Origin of the sequence: Sinomonas mesophila (assembly GCF_001999765.1) — a bacterium.
Classification (GTDB): Bacteria; Actinomycetota; Actinomycetes; order Actinomycetales; family Micrococcaceae; genus Sinomonas; species Sinomonas mesophila.
In genome coordinates this window covers 35877-52759 of sequence record NZ_MTIC01000029.1, presented here as the reverse complement: position 1 = coordinate 52759, position 16883 = coordinate 35877, and the positions used below count along the sequence as shown (strand labels likewise).

At 71.0% G+C, this 16883-nt stretch carries 18 protein-coding genes and 1 pseudogene; 8 read left to right on the top strand and 11 right to left on the bottom strand.

The annotated features are described in order from the left end of the window. Window positions 1-83: 83 nt before the first annotated feature. From BV907_RS19860 to BV907_RS17150, 4 genes and pseudogenes are all read left to right on the top strand, one after another. Window positions 84-500, top strand: a pseudogene (locus tag BV907_RS19860) (hypothetical protein); the annotation flags it as partial. Between the two features lie 41 nt (window positions 501-541). Then, window positions 542-1891, top strand: a complete 1350-nt coding sequence (locus BV907_RS19450; RefSeq protein WP_483881446.1) for an RHS repeat-associated core domain-containing protein — start codon at window positions 542-544, stop codon at window positions 1889-1891. Window positions 1892-1955: 64 nt separating this feature from the next. Beyond that, window positions 1956-2354: a toxin C-terminal domain-containing protein gene (locus BV907_RS19845; RefSeq protein ID WP_425441655.1), complete on the top strand. Its 399-nt coding sequence runs from the start codon at window positions 1956-1958 to the stop codon at window positions 2352-2354. A gap of 2 nt (window positions 2355-2356) precedes the next feature. Further along, entirely contained in the window at window positions 2357-2650 is a 294-nt protein-coding gene (locus BV907_RS17150) for a hypothetical protein (RefSeq protein WP_077490965.1), read from the top strand. A gap of 405 nt (window positions 2651-3055) precedes the next feature. Here BV907_RS17150 and BV907_RS17145 read toward each other — a convergent pair whose 3' ends face one another. Continuing rightward, entirely contained in the window at window positions 3056-4006 is a 951-nt protein-coding gene (locus BV907_RS17145; protein ID WP_077490964.1) for a recombinase family protein, read from the bottom strand. A 917-nt stretch (window positions 4007-4923) separates the two neighbouring features. Between BV907_RS17145 and BV907_RS17140 the strand changes: the two genes are divergently transcribed. Both BV907_RS17140 and BV907_RS17135 read left to right on the top strand, forming a co-directional pair. Continuing rightward, on the top strand, window positions 4924-5247 hold the full coding sequence (locus BV907_RS17140; protein ID WP_342745575.1) for a hypothetical protein: 324 nt from the start codon (window positions 4924-4926) through the stop codon (window positions 5245-5247). Window positions 5248-5308: 61 nt separating this feature from the next. Beyond that, window positions 5309-6196: a hypothetical protein gene (locus BV907_RS17135; RefSeq protein ID WP_139346855.1), complete on the top strand. Its 888-nt coding sequence runs from the start codon at window positions 5309-5311 to the stop codon at window positions 6194-6196. Window positions 6197-6223: 27 nt separating this feature from the next. On the opposite strand, the gene BV907_RS17130 is transcribed toward BV907_RS17135, so the two are convergent. From BV907_RS17130 to BV907_RS17120, 3 genes are read right to left on the bottom strand one after another with little or no spacing between them, the layout of a single operon-like run. Continuing rightward, window positions 6224-7315: an enoyl-CoA hydratase/isomerase family protein gene (locus BV907_RS17130; protein ID WP_077490962.1), complete on the bottom strand. Its 1092-nt coding sequence runs from the start codon at window positions 7313-7315 to the stop codon at window positions 6224-6226. After that, on the bottom strand, window positions 7312-8196 hold the full coding sequence (locus BV907_RS17125; RefSeq protein ID WP_077490961.1) for a gamma-glutamyl-gamma-aminobutyrate hydrolase family protein: 885 nt from the start codon (window positions 8194-8196) through the stop codon (window positions 7312-7314). Before BV907_RS17125 ends, BV907_RS17130 begins: the two co-directional genes overlap by 4 nt. Further along, on the bottom strand, window positions 8196-9302 hold the full coding sequence (locus BV907_RS17120) for a glutathione S-transferase family protein (RefSeq protein ID WP_077490960.1): 1107 nt from the start codon (window positions 9300-9302) through the stop codon (window positions 8196-8198). Before BV907_RS17120 ends, BV907_RS17125 begins: the two co-directional genes overlap by 1 nt. A 137-nt stretch (window positions 9303-9439) precedes the next feature. Here BV907_RS17120 and BV907_RS17115 point away from each other — a divergent pair, with 137 nt between their 5' ends. Continuing rightward, the gene (locus BV907_RS17115) at window positions 9440-10252 is read left to right on the top strand and encodes an enoyl-CoA hydratase/isomerase family protein (RefSeq protein WP_077490959.1); all 813 of its coding nucleotides are present in this window, start codon (window positions 9440-9442) and stop codon (window positions 10250-10252) included. Between the two features lie 43 nt (window positions 10253-10295). Here BV907_RS17115 and BV907_RS17110 read toward each other — a convergent pair whose 3' ends face one another. The 6 genes from BV907_RS17110 to BV907_RS17085 all read right to left on the bottom strand — a co-directional run bounded on the left by BV907_RS17110 (window position 10296) and on the right by BV907_RS17085 (window position 14607). Next, window positions 10296-11315 carry an NHL repeat-containing protein gene (locus BV907_RS17110; protein ID WP_077490958.1) on the bottom strand — a complete coding sequence of 340 codons (1020 nt, stop codon included), beginning with the start codon at window positions 11313-11315 and terminating at the stop codon, window positions 10296-10298. Window positions 11316-11377: 62 nt separating this feature from the next. Continuing rightward, window positions 11378-11815 (bottom strand): SRPBCC family protein, encoded by a 438-nt coding sequence (locus BV907_RS17105; protein WP_077490957.1) that lies wholly within the window; start codon window positions 11813-11815, stop codon window positions 11378-11380. Further along, window positions 11808-12818, bottom strand: a complete 1011-nt coding sequence (locus BV907_RS17100) for a TIGR03086 family metal-binding protein (protein WP_077490956.1) — start codon at window positions 12816-12818, stop codon at window positions 11808-11810. Before BV907_RS17100 ends, BV907_RS17105 begins: the two co-directional genes overlap by 8 nt. Window positions 12819-12873: 55 nt before the next feature. Continuing rightward, window positions 12874-13203 carry an ArsR/SmtB family transcription factor gene (locus tag BV907_RS17095; RefSeq protein WP_175637508.1) on the bottom strand — a complete coding sequence of 110 codons (330 nt, stop codon included), beginning with the start codon at window positions 13201-13203 and terminating at the stop codon, window positions 12874-12876. Window positions 13204-13297: 94 nt separating this feature from the next. After that, on the bottom strand, window positions 13298-14089 hold the full coding sequence (locus tag BV907_RS17090) for an SGNH/GDSL hydrolase family protein (protein WP_077490954.1): 792 nt from the start codon (window positions 14087-14089) through the stop codon (window positions 13298-13300). Continuing rightward, entirely contained in the window at window positions 14086-14607 is a 522-nt protein-coding gene (locus BV907_RS17085) for a MarR family winged helix-turn-helix transcriptional regulator (RefSeq protein ID WP_077490953.1), read from the bottom strand. Before BV907_RS17085 ends, BV907_RS17090 begins: the two co-directional genes overlap by 4 nt. Window positions 14608-14706: 99 nt before the next feature. Here BV907_RS17085 and gluQRS point away from each other — a divergent pair, with 99 nt between their 5' ends. After that, window positions 14707-15618 (top strand): tRNA glutamyl-Q(34) synthetase GluQRS, encoded by a 912-nt coding sequence (gene gluQRS / locus BV907_RS17080; protein WP_077490952.1) that lies wholly within the window; start codon window positions 14707-14709, stop codon window positions 15616-15618. 84 nt (window positions 15619-15702) lie between these two features. Here gluQRS and BV907_RS17075 read toward each other — a convergent pair whose 3' ends face one another. Next, the gene (locus BV907_RS17075; protein WP_077490951.1) at window positions 15703-16881 is read right to left on the bottom strand and encodes an FAD-dependent oxidoreductase; all 1179 of its coding nucleotides are present in this window, start codon (window positions 16879-16881) and stop codon (window positions 15703-15705) included. Window positions 16882-16883 lie beyond the last annotated feature (2 nt).

Here is a 16883-nt window from a genome sequence, read left to right as displayed (position 1 = left end):
CCTACACGCCCCGGAACCAGGTCGCCAGCGTCACCGACCCGCAGGGCGCCGTCACCGCCTACAGGTACGACGCCGCGGGCAGGCTGACCAGGGCGGACCTGCCGGGCACGGACAGCGACGTCACCTACACCTACGACGCCAACGGCAACCGCGCCTCCATGGTCGATCCGAACGGCACCACGACCTACGCCTACGACTCGCTCGACCGGCTCACCACCGTCACCCGGGCCGGCAGAGTGTTCACGCTCGGCTACGACGCCGCCTCCAACCTGACCAGCCTCACCAGCCCCGACGGCGCCGTCACCACGTACGCCTACGACGCCGACGGGCGTGTCACCCAGGTCAGGAACGGCGCCGCGGTGGTCGCCGACTACACCCACGACCCGGACGGGAACACCCTCACCGTCACCCGCGCCGACGGCTCCACCGCCACCAAGACCTACGACAGCCTCGGCCGGCTCACCCGCCTCACCGACGCCACCACAACGGCAACCATCCTCGACGAGGCCTACAGCTACGACCCCGCAGGCAACCCACGTCCATTGCCCGGCCGGACGGCACCGCCGACACCTTCGCCTACGACACCCTCGACCGGCTCACCAAGGCCTGCTACACGTCCGGCTGCGCCACCAGCACCGAGGTCCTCGAGTGGACCTACGACCACGCCGGGAACATCCTCACCGAGATCCGCAACGCCCAGACCACCACCCACACCTACAACACCCAGGGCCAGCGCACCCAGACCACCACCCCCACCGGGACAACGAGCTACACCTACGACGCCAAGGGCCAGGCCCTCACCGCCGGGAGCTCCTCCTTCACCTACACCAAGGGCGGACGCACCGCCACGGCGACCACACTGGCGGGGACCACGACCTACAAGTACGACGGCGACGGCCGCCGCCTGAGCGCGACGCTCGGCACCGCCAAGACCAGCTTCGAATGGGACCCGTTCTACCGGCTCGCCAACGAGCTCGACACCAGCGGCGCCCTCCTCCGGCACTACACGCACGGTGACCAGCCCCTCACCGCCCACGACGCCGCCGGCACCCCGGCCTACCTCCACACCGACCGGCTCGGCTCCATCCGCGCCCTCACCGACGCCACCGGCGCCCTCACCTCGGCCGGGGCCTTCGAACCCTACGGACGACCCCGGGCCACCGGCCCGAACAACCCCAACGCCCCACCCCTGGGCTGGCTCGGCCAATACCAGGACCCCACCGGCCTCACCCACCTCCGCGCACGCCAGTACGACCCGAGCGCGGGCATGTTCCTCAGCACCGACCCCGCCGCGACCCCGCTCCGCTACCTCGACATCACCGGCCTCTTCTCCTGGGACGAATTCCTCGGCGGCGTCCAACAAGTCAGCGGCATCGTCTCCGACGTCGCCGGCGTCCTCGCCATCGCAGCAGCCGTCACCGGCGTCGGCGCCCCCGTCGCCGCAGCACTCGGGGTCATATCCATCGCCGCCGGAGCAGTCGAAGCCGGCACCAAAGCCATCCAGGCCTACAACACCTGCAACACCGGCAAAGGCTCCTGCGGCGACGCCGTCGCCGAAGCACTCCTCTCAACCGCAGCCATCGTCCCCGGCGGCAGACTCATCAGAGGCGCCGCAAGCGGGGTGAAAAGCCTATCCGGGGCCTCAAAGGCCGCGAACACGATGGCCAAGGCCTGCTCCTTCTCCGCGGCAACCGTGGTGCTCATGGCCGACGGCTCACGCAAACCGATCGAGGACATCAACGTCGGTGACAAGGTCATTGCGGCCGACCCCGAGACCGGCGAACAGGCCGCCAAGACCGTGCAGCGCGTCTTCGTCCACGACGACACTGTCATCGACCTGGCGGTCGAGGGCGACCTCATCACCACCACCGAAGACCATCCCTTCTGGTAGGCCACCGACCAGCGCTTCGAACGCGCCGACCAACTCGAGCCAGGCGAAGAGGTCCTCGGTGCCGATGGCCGGACCGTCAGAATCTCGGGACTCGAACCCGGGACCCGCGCCAGGCGCTGCCTACAACCTGTACGTCGAAGGCATCCACACCTACCACGTCGGTCAATCCGAAATCCTCGTTCACAATACATGTGATCTCCCACTTCCCCCTCGGAAACCTGGGAAGACCACTCCGCTCACTACCTCACAGGCAACAGATCTGGCGAAATACCTCGGCTACTCTCGTACGGGAGAATTCGTAAAGGGCGAACGTGTGTTTCGTAGCGGCCGCTCATACATTGTTCAAGACACCACCTCCCACAGTGGAGGAGTCTGGAAGATGGCTGGCTCGGTTGAGGATCTTAGACACAAGGACACCAGAACTGCAACAACGGATGCACTTCTCAACGTGATCGGAAAATAGACATGCAACAAGAAGACCCGGTTTACTGGTCAATCGACTTTCCCGACATCGATAGAAAGACGGCTGAGGCGATAGTCGACTCGGTAGAAGAGCTTGGTCTGGCGACCGACGCGATTATCACTCCTCCGGACGTTTTCATGACATTTCATTTGGACGTCGACACAGTTTCGGCTTTGTACGAGGCGGTGTCGTCGCAGGTCCAGTCGAGCAGTGAAGTGAGACCGATCTTGACCGGTCTGTCAGACGCCCTTGCCGAATGGCTTACGGAGAGGGAAGCGCCGGAGGGCTATGAATGACCGCCGTGTGACGGGCGCATTCGGCCAACGTCTGCTTCCTCAGCTACGAACCGTGAGTGCAGGATCCTCGGAATCCCTGTAAATAGCGCGCTGCCGATACAGCCCTCGGGGATGACCAACACCGGGCTCAACGGGACTCTGCGGCGAGGCCGCGATGGCAGCGGCGTTTTCGTCGTCAGGGGATGCTCAACCGGGCCCGGGGCAAGATTCACGAACCCGGGACCTCGTGCCCTTTTGCGCGTCTATGCCCTAATTGGAAGCCGCGCCTGCCTCGATTACCGCACTGAGGTGCCGCTCTTTTTGAACCGGGCGCGGGAAGGCAGGAGTTCACCCTCATGCCTTCCCGCCTTGGTCGGGATCCCGGAAGCACTCGGGAAAAATCAGGCGGATAGGCTGATCTGGGCCTTACTGGCTGGTGGTGAGGTCGGTGTGGGCCTGCTCGATCGCCTCGGGGTAGCGCTGGCGTCTGTCGTGCTCGGCTAGGGCGCGGTAGATGCTGGCCGGACTCGGGTTCTGGCCTTTGCGCCTGCCGGTGGGGATGATCAGGTCGTTGCGGATCGAGGCGACGGGTTCGCCCTGGGCCCGGCGGCGGAGCACCGTGTGCAGCATGTCTTCGGTGATCACCGGGGGCCTTCCGCCGTGGTTTCCCCTTTGGGCGGCGGCATTCAGGCCCTCCAGGGTGGCCTCGCGGATGTTCTCGCGTTCGGTTTCGGCCATCGCGGCGAAGAACGCGAACAGCACCCGGCCGGTGCCGGACGGGTCGTAGATCCCGGTCAGGGGCCCGGCGAGCATCTCCAGGGCGATGCCTTGCGCGGTGAGGTGGTCGGCCAGTGCTGTCAGCTCGGCGGAGTCGCGGCCGAGCCGCTTCATCTCGTACACGGTGAGGATGACCCGGCAGTGCGGGGCGTGCGCCTTGATCTGACGGCAGGCGTCCAACGCGTTCTCGAACTCGGGGCGGACGCGGACGCGGGTGGAGACTTTCTCGGCGAAGATCTTCTCGCGCGGGATGCCGGCCGTGGTCAGGGCGTCCAGCTGGGATTGGAGTTCCTGGGTGAGGTGGGAGCAGCGGGCGTAGCCGATGCGGATGTCGGCGCTCGGCGTGTCCGCCGGGACCGGTGCCGGGGGCGGGGTGCCTGGCCGCCACGGCTGGCCCCGTCCCCGGCCGGCCGGCGTCGGCACGCGCAGTTCCTTGGCTAGGCGGGGCACCTGGGTGAACCTGGCGGTGTGGTAGGTGCCGGCGACCGCGCCGGAGCGGGTCCGGCACGGTGAGCCCGGCTGGGCGGTGCACCTTGGGCAGGGGTGCCGCTCGACATCGTCAGCATCAGACACGTCGGGAGATTCAGAGTCGTTGCTCACCCTCGGATTCTCTCACAAACATTTCTCAAAATTCCCGTCAGTCATCGAGTGTGTGAGAACGGGTTCTGGGACGGAATCCGGGCTCGTGGCTTCGGTGAGGCGCAGTTCGGCGAGAGCTTCCTAGAATGGGCCGTTTGTGAGGATTCCGTCCTATGGCGTCCTCTGTTCTTCGGATCCGTCTTCTTTGTACCCGTCCAGCATTGGCCACATCCAGAACGGCGTCCTTTCCTCAGGTGACCATTGTCCCGGGACGAACCTCGGTCTCGACATCGGGTGCGGCCTCATTGCCCTGCATGCCGGTGCACCCGTCTGACCTCGGTCGTACTGGACGAAGGACGATGACTTCGAGCAGCGGAAGTGGTGCTGATTCTTCCAGCTGTGCTCGCGGCGGCTGGCGGCATCGGGTATCAGCTCGCCCTTTCGGGACCTGATCAGGCCAGCCAACAGTCTTCGTCGTCTCCACAATCGGCGAAAGCTCCGATAATCGGAGAGCTCATCCGCGCCGATTCATCTGCTGGCCTAGAACTCTGGCAACAACTGAATCTCAGGGGTGCAGGCGGCCGAAGATGTGCCGAGGATCGCTGTTGTCGTTTCGTCCGGGGAGGGGTCAGTCCAGAACCCCTACATCGTCTCGACTCTTCCGACAAGCACGTGCAGTGCACAGACGTTTACTGCAGTCGACCAGGTTGCGCGCGTCAGCCTGCCCGTTATGAAAGAGATCGCCTACACGACACACCGTCCATCACCAGAGATAGGGACATCGCAGCCGCGCTCGGCAGGCCCTCATAGCGGCTCTTGGCGTTCGGCGAGTACCGCGAAAAACCCTCATAGTTGACGGCCGAGGCTCCTGGGTCCTCACGTGGCTCGAAGCAGGAGACGAAGGACCCGGTTTACACGTCACGGGGGAGCCCGATCCGGTGCGGGGCGGGCTGCAGACCGTCGTCTGCGATCAGGGCACGCCGGGGGAGGGGTGGAACGTGTACGAGGAGCTCAAGCGCCAGCTCGTCATGCGCGGGGTGCCGGGGCACGTGGTCAGGTTCATGCACAAGGCCAGAAACGACACCGAGAAGGCGCGGCTGTTCGCCGAGGCCCGGGCTGGCCATGTGGCCGTCCTGGTCGGCTCGACGCAGAAGATGGGCGTGGGCACGAATATCCAGAAGCGCGCGATCCGACTCGTGCACATGGACGCCCCGTGGCGGCCGGCCGACGTCGAGAGTTGTCCACAGGCCTGGCTCGTGTGACACGCGCTGGCGCTGCCGCACTGGAAGAATCCCCCGGTAAGCAACGAGGACGGGGGATGACATGACTTCTGGGACACCGACAGCGGCCAGCCCGCGGGCCCGGCGCCCGTGGGCCGGGGTCGTGCGCTGGCTCTTGTGGTTCCTGTGGCCGGCGCTCGGCCTGATCGCGCTCCACGCCATAGCGAGTATCTTCATCCTTCCGTTGGCCGGCGATCCGGAGACGGTAAGCCTCGCAGAATGGATCGGCCTTCTCTGGTGCGCGGCGAGCGCTGCCCCGGCGATCGTCATGATCGTGAAGGTCTTCAAGGCCCTCGGCATGCTGCGGCGGCGGCTGGGCTGGCTGACCCGATCCGAGCAGCGACTCGCCGCCTCCGCCCTCGCCTATCAGCAGGGGTTCGAGCGGGCGGCAGAACTGAAGGCCAGGCTCGTCGCCGGCGGCGAGCCTGTCCGTCTCACGGTGTGGGATGTCATGCTCGAGCCGGGCGAGACCCTCCTCATGGAGGCTTCCCTGCAGTACTCGCGGTGGTACGGCACGGACGCCGTCTACACGCACACGAGCACCTTCGCCGTCGGCCGCCCGTCATTCGTCGCCGGGGCCCTCGTGGGCGACGCGATCGGCAACGCCATCGCGCGGAGCAACGCCGTCTCGGAGGCCCGCACGATATGGCGCGAGCAGCAGAACTGCCGAACCCTGGTGACAGACAGGAGGATCCTCTGCAGGACCTCCGACCAGTGGCTCAGCTTCTACTACGGCGGTGTGATGGCCAGCCACCCCGATGTCCAGGGCGCCACGCTCATCCTCGAGTTCTCGGACACGGCAGCCCTCAGGCTCCACGGCGTCGACGGCCCCGGCCTCTGCGTCTTCGTGACGGCTCTCTTGCAGGGACGACAGTCTCTCGAAGCCCACCCGGCACTCGGACCGCTCGCGCTCGCCCACGCTCAGGCCTGAGCCCGCCGTAGTGCTCGGCCCTGCCTTCTACCCGCCGAACGCCGCCTTGATCTCGGCAGGGTCGATGTCCTCGATCCGCGCCGGGTTCCACCGCGGGGCGGCGTCCTTGTCCACGAGGAGCGCCCGGATCCCCTCGCGCATGTCGCCGCGGGCGATGAGGGCGGCCCCGAGCCGCAGGTCCTGGGCGAGCACGTCGGCCAGGTCCATGAGGGCGGCCCGGCGCAGCGACTCGAGCGTCAGCACGACCGAGAACGGGCAGACCTCGCGCATCGCCGCGGCGGCCGCCCGCGCGGCTGCGTGCCCGGCTGAACCCCCATCCATCGCCGTGGCGAGCTCGTCGAGCCGGTCGAGGATCGTCTGTGTGTCGTCACCCGCGTAGGCCTCGTCGATCCACTCGCGCCCTGCGACGAGGGGGGCGACCAGCCGGGGATCCTGCGGGTCGAGCGCGAGGCCGCGGACGGCGTCGTGCGCGATCGCGACGTCCGCCCCGCCCGGCAGATCGTCCACGTCGAGCCCCGCGAACCGCTCGGCGAGCCGGCCGATGAGGGCCCCGCCGCCCTCGCCGAGGCGCTCCGAGGGCACGAGGTGGTCCGCCCAGCCGAGGGCGAGGGCGTCGGCGCCGGTCGCCGTCGACGACGTCAGCGCGAGGTGCGTGCCCAGCTCCCCCGGCGCCGCCGCGAGGAGCTTCGCCATCCCGACGTCGGGGGTGAAGCCGATCCGGGCCTCCGGCATGGCCACGGAGGTCCGCTCCGTCACGACCCGCACCGAGCCATGCGCCGAGATTCCGAGCCCGCCGCCCATCGTGATCCCGTCCATGAGCGCGACGTACGGCTTCGGGTACCCCGCGATGAGCCCGTTGAGCCGATACTCGTCGGCCCAGAACGCGATGGCGTCCTCGTCCGGGCCGTCACGCAGGGCGCGGACGTCACCGCCCGCGCACAGCCCACGCCCCTCCCCACGCACGACGACGGCGCGCACCTCGGGAGCGCCGGCCCACTCGAGCAGGGCACCCTCGAGGGCGAGGACCATGCGGCGGTCGAGGGAATTGAGGGCCCGGGGCCGGTCGAGCGTGAGGATGCCGAGGGGTCCGTGGGTTTCCGCGCGGACGTGGGCGCTCATGAGGGCTCCCGGGCGTCCTGCTCCCGGGCGTCCTGTGCCTCCCTGTCCCCCGCCCCTTGGCGGCAGGCGTCGGCGAAGGCGCCGAAGATCGCCCCGAGCTGGCCGGGCGAGGCCTGCTCGGTCTGTCCGTCCTCGGGGTGCCACTGGATGCCGACGAGCCACTCGGAGGGGTCGGTGGTCTCGATGGCCTCGACCACGCCGTCCGGTGCCACCGCCGAGACGCGCAGTCCCTCGCCGAGCCGCTTGACGGCCTGGTGGTGGCCCGAGACGACCCGGGCCTCGGGCCCGAGGACCTCGAAGAGCCGCGTGCCCGGCTCGATCTCGACGTCGTGCTGGAACATCGGGCCCTGGCGGTCGGCGTCGTTGCGGTGCATCCCCGTCCCGAGGTGCTCGTGGAGCGTCCCGCCGCGGACCACGTTGACGAGCTGGAGCCCCCGGCAGATGCCCAGGACCGGCCGGCCCGCGGCGAGCGCCGCCCGCACGAGGCGCGCCTCGGCGTCGTCCGCCCCGCGGTCCACGGCGGCGACCGTGGGATTCGACGTGTCTCCGCCGTACAGCTCCGGGTCCACGTCGCCTCCGCCCATCACGAGGACGCCGTCGACCTCCTCGGCCAGGCCGGGCCCGAAGGCCTGGGCGGTGCCGGGGTCGGCGGCGTCGAGCATGACGGTGTCCGCGCCCACTGCGTGCAGGCCCTCGGCGGCGGCGGCGGCGAGCCGATTCACCTTCCTGTGGAACCAGGGCTCGTGCGAGGCCGCCGAGCCCGCGTAGGTGACGGCGATGCGCGGGGTCCGCCGCCCCGACTGCTCGCCCTCGCCCTCGTTCAGGGACTCCGGGGACACCTGGGGCTCGGTGGGGGTCGCGGTGCTGTCGTCGGCGGTCATCACGCGCCCTCGGCCGGGTACAGCGGATTGTGGCCCGCGGCGATGCGCTCGTCCTCGCGCACCGGGCCCGGCGGGGTGCCGTCGCCGAAGGGCCGGCCGCCGAGCGCCTCGCGCCCGTGCGGGGTGAGCCAGCCGGAGAGGTCGGGGCCCGCCGGGACGATCCGCGTCGGATTGATGTCCTCGTGGACGATGTAGTAGTGCTGCTTGATCTGCACGAAGTCGACCGTGTCGCCGAAGCCCGGCGTCTGGAAGAGGTCCCGCGCGTAGGCCCACAGGGCCGGCATCTCGGCGAGTTTGTTCCGGTTGCACTTGAAGTGCCCGTGGTAGACGGCGTCGAAGCGGGCGAGCGTCGTGAAGAGGCGGACGTCCGCCTCCGTGATCGTGTCGCCGACGAGGTAGCGCTCCCCCGGGAGCCGCTCCTCGAGCCAGTCCAGCGCGTCCCAGAGGCGGGTGTAGCTGCGGTCGTAGGCAGCCTGCGATCCCGCGAAGCCGCAGCGGTACACGCCGTTGTTGACGTCGGCGAACACGCGCTCGTTGACCCAGTCGATCTCGTCGCGCAGGACCTCCGGGTAGAGGTCCGGGGCGCCGTCGCGGTGGAAGGCGCTCCACTCGCCGGAGAAGTCGAGGGTGATCTGGGGGTAGTTGTTGGTGACGACGGCGCCGCTCGGCACGTCGACGATCGCCGGGACCGTGATGCCCCGGGGATAGTCGGGGAAGCGGCGGAAGTACGCCTCCTGGAGGCGCTCGATCCCGAGGACCGGATCGCGCCCGTCGGGGTTGAGGTCGAAGGTCCAGGAGCGGGAGTCGTGGGTCGGGCCGGGGAGGCCCAGCGAGATGGCGTCCTCGAGCCCGAGGAGCCGGCGCACGATCACCGTCCGGTTCGCCCAAGGGCAGGCCCGCGCCGCGATGAGCCGGTACCGGCCGGCCTCGACCGGCCACGCCTTCGCCCCCTCCGGGGCAGGAGTCCCGGGCGGGAAGGTGCCGTCCCGCGTGATGCGGTCCTCGATGTAGTTCGTGTCCCGGGTGAACTCCTCCCCCGTGTGCACGTAGGAGCCCCTCGTGCTGTACTCGGCGGTGCCCTGCCTTCCGGCGGTGTCCTGAGCCATGCTTCTCAGCCTAGCCCCGGGCGGCGCGGCCGGAGCAGCTACTTCGGCCGATTCCGGGGCACGATGGTTTCGGCTTCGCTGGCCCGCCACGTAGCGTGGGGCTCGGACGCTACCCATCGACGGCGAGGACGTGACCCATGGACTTCGGCAGCTACTCGACCCTTCATCTCGACGTGAACGACAGCATCGCCACCCTCACGGTGAACCGACCCGAGGCCCTCAACGCGCTCTCGCAGGAGGTGGTCGCGGAGCTGTGGAAGGCGTTCACGGCGATCCAGGACTCGTGCACGCACGACGCCGGGTGGCCGGTTCGCGGGGTGATGGTCACCGGGGCGGGCGGCAAGGCCTTCGTCGCAGGCGCCGACATCCGGGAGATCTCCGCGATGGAGCCGGACGAGGCCGCCGAGTACTCCCGCTCGATGCAGGCCGTGACGCTCCTGATCGAGAAGCTGCCCGTGCCGGTCGTGGCGGCCGTGGACGGGTTCGCGCTCGGCGGCGGGTGCGAGCTCGCCCTCGCCTGCGATTTCATCTACGCCTCCGAGGCCGCGTGGTTCGGGCAGCCCGAGGTCAACCTCGGGCTCGTCCCGGGCTTCGGCGGCTCAGTGCGCCTGCCCCAGCGGGTGGGGCTCGGCCCCGCGCGCGAACTCATCTACACGGGCCGGCGCATCGACGCCGCGGAGGCCCTGCGGCTCGGGCTCGTCAACCGCGTCCTCGGCACGCGCGAGGAGGTCCTCGCCGCCGTCCGCGAGACCCTCGCCGAGATCGCCGAGAAGGCCCCGGCCGCCGTCGGCCTCGCGAAGCAGACCATCAGCAAGGCGACCGGCCGCTCCACCGCCAACGGCCTCGAAGACGAGGCCGACGCCTTCCGCGAGGCCTTCGCGACCCATGACATGCGCGAGGGGACCCGCGCCTTCCTCGAGAAGCGCGCGGCGGTGTTCACGGGGAGATAGGGCCTGGTTGCGCGGGGGTCAGCGCGCGGGTCAGCGCGCTGGATCACCGCGCAGGGAGCCTCGTGATCCAGTACTCGGCAGTGTCCGGGTCCGGCTGCACCCCGAAGCGGGCGTTGACGGCCCACAGCCAGCCGCCCGCCACCGTCGCGGTCGACGGGACATCGAGGGTCTCGTCGCGGCGGTTCCCGGCCCAGTTCGCCGACCACCCGCCGTCGTGCGTCAGGATCACGACGGCGACCGAGTCCGCCCCCGCGCCGCGGACGTTGTACAGGATCGGGCCGTCGAGCTCGAGGCCGTCGCCGCCGATGATGCCGGGGCCGCCCGAGACGGGGATCGGCTCGACGGCGCCGCTCGGGAGCGGGACGCGCCACAGTCCGCCGGCCGTCGTGTTGTTGAGCACGAGCGAGCCATCGGGAAGGGCGCGCAGGCCGTTCGCGCTGAAGCCGCTCACGATCGGCCAGTCCCCGACGAGGTCCAGGAACGTGGCTGGCCCGCCCGTCGGCGCACCGCCCGGCGCGGCGATCCGGGTGAGCCGGTTGACGCGGGAGTCGGTGACCCACACGGCGTCGGCCGTGACGTCGAGGTCGTTGAGGAAGGCCGCGCCGGGTACCGGTGTCGCGGAGACGACGGCGCCGGTTGCGGCGTCGACGGCCCACACGACTCCACCGCCCTGGCTGCCCACGGCCCACACGTAGCCCGACCGCGCGTCCCAGCGCAGGCCGCGCAGGGAGCGGCCGGCCGCGGCGGGGAGCAGCTCGGTGAACTCGCCGGTCAGGAGGTCGCCCGTGAGGATCCGCCCGCTCGCGACCGAGCCGACGTAGAACCGTGTGCCGGGGCCGGACGTGATCCCCTCGGGCCGGAAGCCGACGGGCAGTGCCACGGTCCCAGGCGCGGGAACGGCGCGGCGGGGCGCGGCGGCGACGGCACCGTGGGCGCCAAGGACGACGCCGGCACTCGCCGCAGCGGCGGCGAGCACCGCGCGCCGGGTGAGGGGCCTGGCGGCGGCAGAGGCGGTCAGGCCGGCCAGGGCAGCGGAACGGGAGCGGGATGCTGGCATGTCCATACGCCATCGTTGGCAGCCCCCGGGCCCGGTGTCGAGGGCCTGCGCAGCGCTCTTCGGACAGGCTACCCGCGTCCCTCGAGGATGCCCTTGAGCCTCGCGAGGTCCTTCGTCGTCGCGCGGCGGATCGCCGCCTCCATGACCGGGGCGGCGATCGCCGCGAAGCCGCTCGGCTCCCCCGCGTTGGCGAGCGTCATGACGGTGCCGCCCTCGCCGTCCGCCCAGGTGTACGTGGTGCGCATCGGGAAGGGGCCTTGCGCCGTCGCCATGACGAGCCGCTCCCCGGGCACGTACTCCTCGATCCGGTAGGTGTAGGCGAGGTCGCGGCCGAGGAAGCGCGCTCGGAAGTCGACCTCGCTGCCGACGGCGAGCGGCCGGGGCGTGCGCCACGAGGCCGAGCGGATGTTGGCGTACCACTCGGGCGCGTTGTCCGGGTCCGCTGCGTACGCCGCAACCTCGGCGCGTGGGCGACGGATGACCGCGGAGGTCTGGACATCAACCATGTGAGGGCACCCTTCCGGTGAAGGCGATGAGACGGTCGAGGGCATGAGCCGACTCGTCGACGAGCGTCTCCTCCGCAAACGAGCCATTGGCGCGGGCCTCGTCGGTGATCGTCGACTGCGCGAGGCCCAGCACGTACTCGGAGAGCTCGGGCGAGACGTCGAGTGTCCGGCCGAGCGCCGCCGCGTAATCCCACGCGTGCACGAGCATTTCAACGTTGAGGAAGGTCGCCACGAGCGTTGCCGGGAGGACGGCGAAGCCAAGGTCGACCTCGCCCTCGAGCCCGCGGCGGGAGAAGGCTTCGAGGGTCGGCTGGATGACGACGGCGAGGCGCGCCTCGGTGGGGACGTCGGCGTCGTCTGTGGTGAGGTCCGCCCCTGGGGCGGGGTCCGAAGGCAGGTCCGCGCCGAGCGCGGTGCCGATGCTGACGATGCTGCCGCGCACGTGCTCGGTGAGGGCGGCGACGTCGAACTCGGCGCACGGCGTCGGGAGGCCCGCGTGCTCGGGGCCGATCGCGGTGAGCACACGGGACAGGACGGCGTAGGAGCCGTCGGCGCCCTTGAGCTGATCGAAATCCTTGGGCATGCCCCATGCGTCGAGCCCCGCGTCGCCGGTCTCGGCGAGCGCGACGAGGCGGTCAAGGTAGTGCGTCCAGCCTTGGGCGTGCATCGCCTCCTGCTCGGGGCTGAGGCCGGCATGAACGAGCGTGACCTTCGTGCCGCCGTCGGCCGGTTCGAGCGTGATGGTCACGTCCGTGGATCCGGGCGGAACCTCCTCGTTGCCCTCCCACCCGAAGGCGAAGGAGATCCGTCGCCCGGGCTCGACCTCGGTGACCGCTCCCGCCGCATGAGCGCCCGGAACAACGGTCCAGCGGAAGTCGCCGCCCGCGCGCAGATCGATGCGGGCGGTGATGGTCATCCAGCGGCGAAGGCGGTCCGGCTGAGTGACGAGCTCGAAAGCTTGGGCAGGGGCGACGGGCAGATAGACGGTCTTGGAGAACGACATGGCGGGTGGTCCTTCCGGCGTGTGGGTTCTGTTGACTCTTGTCGTGGTTCTGGCCTTAGGGGTGGCGCGGCGGCGAGGGAGGTGCGGACTGCGCGAGCGCCGTCGCGTCGGCGACGAGGACGTCGAGCTCCCGCGCCCAGAACACAGCGACCTGCTCGCGCAGGCGGTCCATGCCCTCGGGGACGAGGCTGTAGTAGCGGTTGCGGCCCTCCTTTCGCGCCTCGACGAGGCCGACCTCGGCGAGGAGCAGGAGGTGCTGGGAGATCGCGGACCGGGAGACCTCGAACTGCTCGGCGAGCGGCGTGACCGCCTGCTCGCCCGACGCGAGCAGGGCGAGGAGCCGACGCCGCGTCGGCTCGGCCGCCACCTCCAGCAGATCGGGCATGAAAATACGTTAGCAATGGCTAACGTATCGGTCAAGGGTCGACGTGGCCGGGCTCGGCACGCCGAGGGCCGGGAAGGGGGGGTGAAGGCGACGCCTAGAGCCGGATGAGCTCCGGGTACCTCGGGCTCACGCCGTTCCCCGAGGAGCGGCCCGTGAGCCGGCGCATGACCCAGGGCCCGGCGTGCTCGCGGACCCAGACGGCGTCCGCGCGGAGCTGCTGGGCGCGGGTCAGGGCCGGGAGGTCGGGCGCCTCGGGGACCTCGGCCAGGCCCTCGTGCTCGAGGACGCCGAGGACGCGGTTGGCCATCGTCGCGTGCCCGAGGGAGGACATGTGCATGCGGTCGACGTCCCACATCCGCCAGTCCTGGAACTCGTGGTACCGCCAGTAGTCCACGATCCAGGCCCCGTGCCGGTCCGCGATCCAGCGGACCTGCTCGTTGTAGATCGCGATCCGGCCGCGCATCGTCCCGAAGACCTTGGACGAGCCGGCGTCGAAGCCCGTGAAGAGCAGCACCCGGGCCCCTGCGCCCACGAGGCGGGCGACGGCGGCGTCGTACTCGATGAGGAGCCCGTCGATGTCGACCTTCGGCCGGAAGATGTCGTTCGCGCCCGCGTAGAGGGACACGAGGGTGGGTTCGAGGGCGAGCGCGGCGTCGATCTGCTCGGACAGGATCCGGCGGATCTTGCGGCCGCGGATCGCGAGGTTCGCGTAGCCGAGCCCGGGATCGGCGGCCTGGAGCTGCTCGGCCACGCGGTCGGCCCAGCCGCGCACGCCGTTGGGGCGGGACGGGTCCGGGTCGCCCAGGCCCTCCGTGAACGAGTCCCCGAGGGCCACGAAGCGCGAGGTGAAGCCCGCGGTGAAGCGCCCGGTGACATCGCCGCTCACGGCGCGCTCCCGCCGTCGTCCGCGAGGGCCTGCGCCCTGGCGGTGTCGCGGAAGATCCAGTTGTCCTCGTCGAGCCGGCCGACGATCTTCTCGGCGATCTCAGCGAGGCGGCGCACGTCGTCGCCGTCGAGGCCGTCGAAGATGAGCTCGCGGACGCGCTCGACGTGAACGGGGGCGAGCTCGACGATCGTCTCCCAGCCCTCGTCGGTCAGGTGCGCGGTGGTGACGCGGGCGTCGTCGGGCGAGGGCTGGCGGTCGATCCAGCCGCGGGCCTGCAGCTTCGTCACGACGTGGGAGAGCCGCGAGAGGGACGCCGACGTGCGCGAGGCGAGCTCCTTCATCGGCAGGGAGCGGCCCTCGGCCTCGCTGAGCATGGCGAGGACGTCGTAGTCGAAGAGCGAGAGCCGGTTGAGCGACGTGAGGTGGGCGTCGAGCGCGGCCGGCAGCAGGGTGTTCACGCTCAGCAGGGCCAGCCAGGCCCTGCGCTCCTGGGCGTTCAGCCAGCGGGGTTCCGTCACGGATATCAAGCATAGGGGTTTGAGACCCGCCTCTCGGCTCGCCCCATGGGCGGGAGGTCCTCGCGCGACAGCGACCCCTGAATCGCTAGCCTTGGGCGCATGAATCCAGGCGCCGGCCGCTTCGCCCCCAGCCCCTCCGGGGAGCTCCATGTGGGGAACCTGCGCACGGCGCTGCTCGCGTGGCTCTTCGCCCGGTCCAGCGGGCGGCGGTTCCTCCTGCGCGTCGAGGACCTGGACCGGGCCCGCGCGGGGGCCGAGGAGGTCCAGCTGCGGGACCTCGCCGCCGTCGGGCTCGACTGGGACGGCGGGGTGGTCCGCCAGACCGAGCGAGGCGCGCTCTACGAGGCCGGGATCGCGCGGCTCACCGGGGCCGGGCTCACCTACGAGTGCTACTGCACCCGCCGCGAGATCCAGGAGGCCCCGAGCGCGCCGCACGCCCCGCTCGGCGCCTATCCGGGAACGTGCCGGGACCTGACGGAGGCGGAGCGCGCACGACGGCGGGCGGAGCGTCCCGCGGCCCTGCGGCTTCGCGCGTCGGTCACCGAGTGGGGCATGACGGACGCCCTCCACGGGCGGTATGCGGGGATCGTGGACGACTTCGTGCTGCGCCGCAACGACGGGGTCGTGGCGTACAACCTCGCGGTCGTCCTGGACGACGCCGCCCAGGGCGTGGACCAGGTCGTCCGCGGCGACGACCTCCTCCCCACGACCCCGCGGCAGGCGTACCTCGCCGGGCTCCTCGGCGTGCGCGTGCCGGAGTACGCCCACGTGCCGCTCGTGCTCAACCCCGTGGGGCGGCGGCTCGCGAAGCGCGACGGCGCCGTGACGCTCGCGGACCTCGCGGCGGCCGGAGTGCCGCCCCGGCAGGTGACGGGGCTCCTGCTCGCCTCGCTCGGACTGCCGCGGACGCTGCCCGAGGCACTCGAGGCCTTCCGGCCCGAGGACCTCCCGCGCGATCCGTGGGTCCTTGACCCCGAGGCGCTGGCGACCTGGCGCGAGGCGCCGAGCTAGCGCGACGTGCCGAGCTAGCGCGAATTGTTGGCTTGAGCAGGGTCGGCGGGCCCATCACCCTGCACAACCCAACAATTCGCGGCGTCAGCCCTGCATCGTGAAGCGCTGCGCCGTGAGGCCCGCGGCCCCGGGGATGCGGTAGACGCCGCGGAGCAGGGCGTTGCGGGCGGCCATGGCCCCGGGGGGCATCGGCCTGCCGAGCGTCATATTGAGCCTCGCCTGCCGCGCCGCGAGAGCCGCCGAGGCAAGCCGCTCCCGCTCCGCCGCGGCCCACAGCTCGGGCCACGCCGACGCCCGGCCGGAACGGGCCGCCCGCACGTCCGCAGCAATGAGCGGGGCGAAGGCCTCGGCGTCGAGCCACCCCAGGGTCATGCCCTGGCCTCCGATCGGGCTGACCTCGTGCGCGGCGTCGCCCACGAGCAGGACGCGCCCCAGCACCATGCGTCCCGCGAGCCGCTCGGTCACGGCGAAGGCGCTGAGCATGGTGCACGTCGAAGGATCCGGCCTGGCGCCGGTCCGCTCGGCGACGAGACGCGCAAGACCCCGCGGGGTGGGGTCGACCCACAGCCGGTCCGTCCTGGCCACCCACCGCCGCACTCCCCCGGGCAGCGGGAACGACTCGACGATGCCGCCCGGTTCGAGGTGCAGGACCGCAAGCGCCCCGTCGCCGGTCTCGTCCGCGAAGTCCCCCATGACGTAGGAATCGGCAAGCCTCCGCTCGCGGACGGGCAGCCCCCGGTCCCACTGCAGGGCCGCCCGCAGCGGCGAGCGCGCGCCGTCGGCCGCGACGATCCAGCGCCCGGCCACGGTCACCCCATCCTCGCAGCGCACGACGGCGCCGCCCGGCCCGCGCGCGAGGCCCCCCGCACGCGTCCCCCGCCGCAGGGCGCCGGGCGCGAGGCGGTCGAGCCGGGCCTCAAGCGCCTCCTCGGTGCGCCACTGCGGCACGGCGAGGACCGACGGATGGAGCAGCAGGCGGGCGACCTCGCGGCTGCGGCCCTGCGGCCCGAGCGTGCGCGCCGAGCCCTCGGCGATGCGGACGGCCTGCGCCGCGACCTCGTCGGCGACCCCGGCCCGGGCGAGGACGCGCTGCCCGGGCGGGTGGATGCCGATGGAGCGCGAGTGGCGCAGCCGCTCGGGCCGGGCCTCGAGCACGACGACGCCGACGCCCAGCTGCGCGAGCAGGACCGCGAGGCAGAGGCCGACGGGGCCGCCGCCGACGATCACGGCATCGTGTGCCTCGCCGTCCTGCGTCTCGCCCATGC

Coding starts and splice junctions, on each gene's coding strand:
- BV907_RS19845 (WP_425441655.1), top strand. CDS start 1,956: ATGGCCGGACCGTCAGAATCTCGGGACTCGAACCCGGGACCCGCGCCA.
- BV907_RS17150 (WP_077490965.1), top strand. CDS start 2,357: ATGCAACAAGAAGACCCGGTTTACTGGTCAATCGACTTTCCCGACATC.
- BV907_RS17135 (WP_139346855.1), top strand. CDS start 5,309: ATGACTTCTGGGACACCGACAGCGGCCAGCCCGCGGGCCCGGCGCCCG.
- BV907_RS17130 (WP_077490962.1), bottom strand. CDS start 7,315: ATGAGCGCCCACGTCCGCGCGGAAACCCACGGACCCCTCGGCATCCTC.
- BV907_RS17125 (WP_077490961.1), bottom strand. CDS start 8,196: ATGACCGCCGACGACAGCACCGCGACCCCCACCGAGCCCCAGGTGTCC.
- BV907_RS17120 (WP_077490960.1), bottom strand. CDS start 9,302: ATGGCTCAGGACACCGCCGGAAGGCAGGGCACCGCCGAGTACAGCACG.
- BV907_RS17115 (WP_077490959.1), top strand. CDS start 9,440: ATGGACTTCGGCAGCTACTCGACCCTTCATCTCGACGTGAACGACAGC.
- BV907_RS17110 (WP_077490958.1), bottom strand. CDS start 11,315: ATGGACATGCCAGCATCCCGCTCCCGTTCCGCTGCCCTGGCCGGCCTG.
- BV907_RS17105 (WP_077490957.1), bottom strand. CDS start 11,815: ATGGTTGATGTCCAGACCTCCGCGGTCATCCGTCGCCCACGCGCCGAG.
- BV907_RS17100 (WP_077490956.1), bottom strand. CDS start 12,818: ATGTCGTTCTCCAAGACCGTCTATCTGCCCGTCGCCCCTGCCCAAGCT.
- BV907_RS17095 (WP_175637508.1), bottom strand. CDS start 13,203: ATGCCCGATCTGCTGGAGGTGGCGGCCGAGCCGACGCGGCGTCGGCTC.
- gluQRS (WP_077490952.1), top strand. CDS start 14,707: ATGAATCCAGGCGCCGGCCGCTTCGCCCCCAGCCCCTCCGGGGAGCTC.
- BV907_RS17075 (WP_077490951.1), bottom strand. CDS start 16,881: ATGGGCGAGACGCAGGACGGCGAGGCACACGATGCCGTGATCGTCGGC.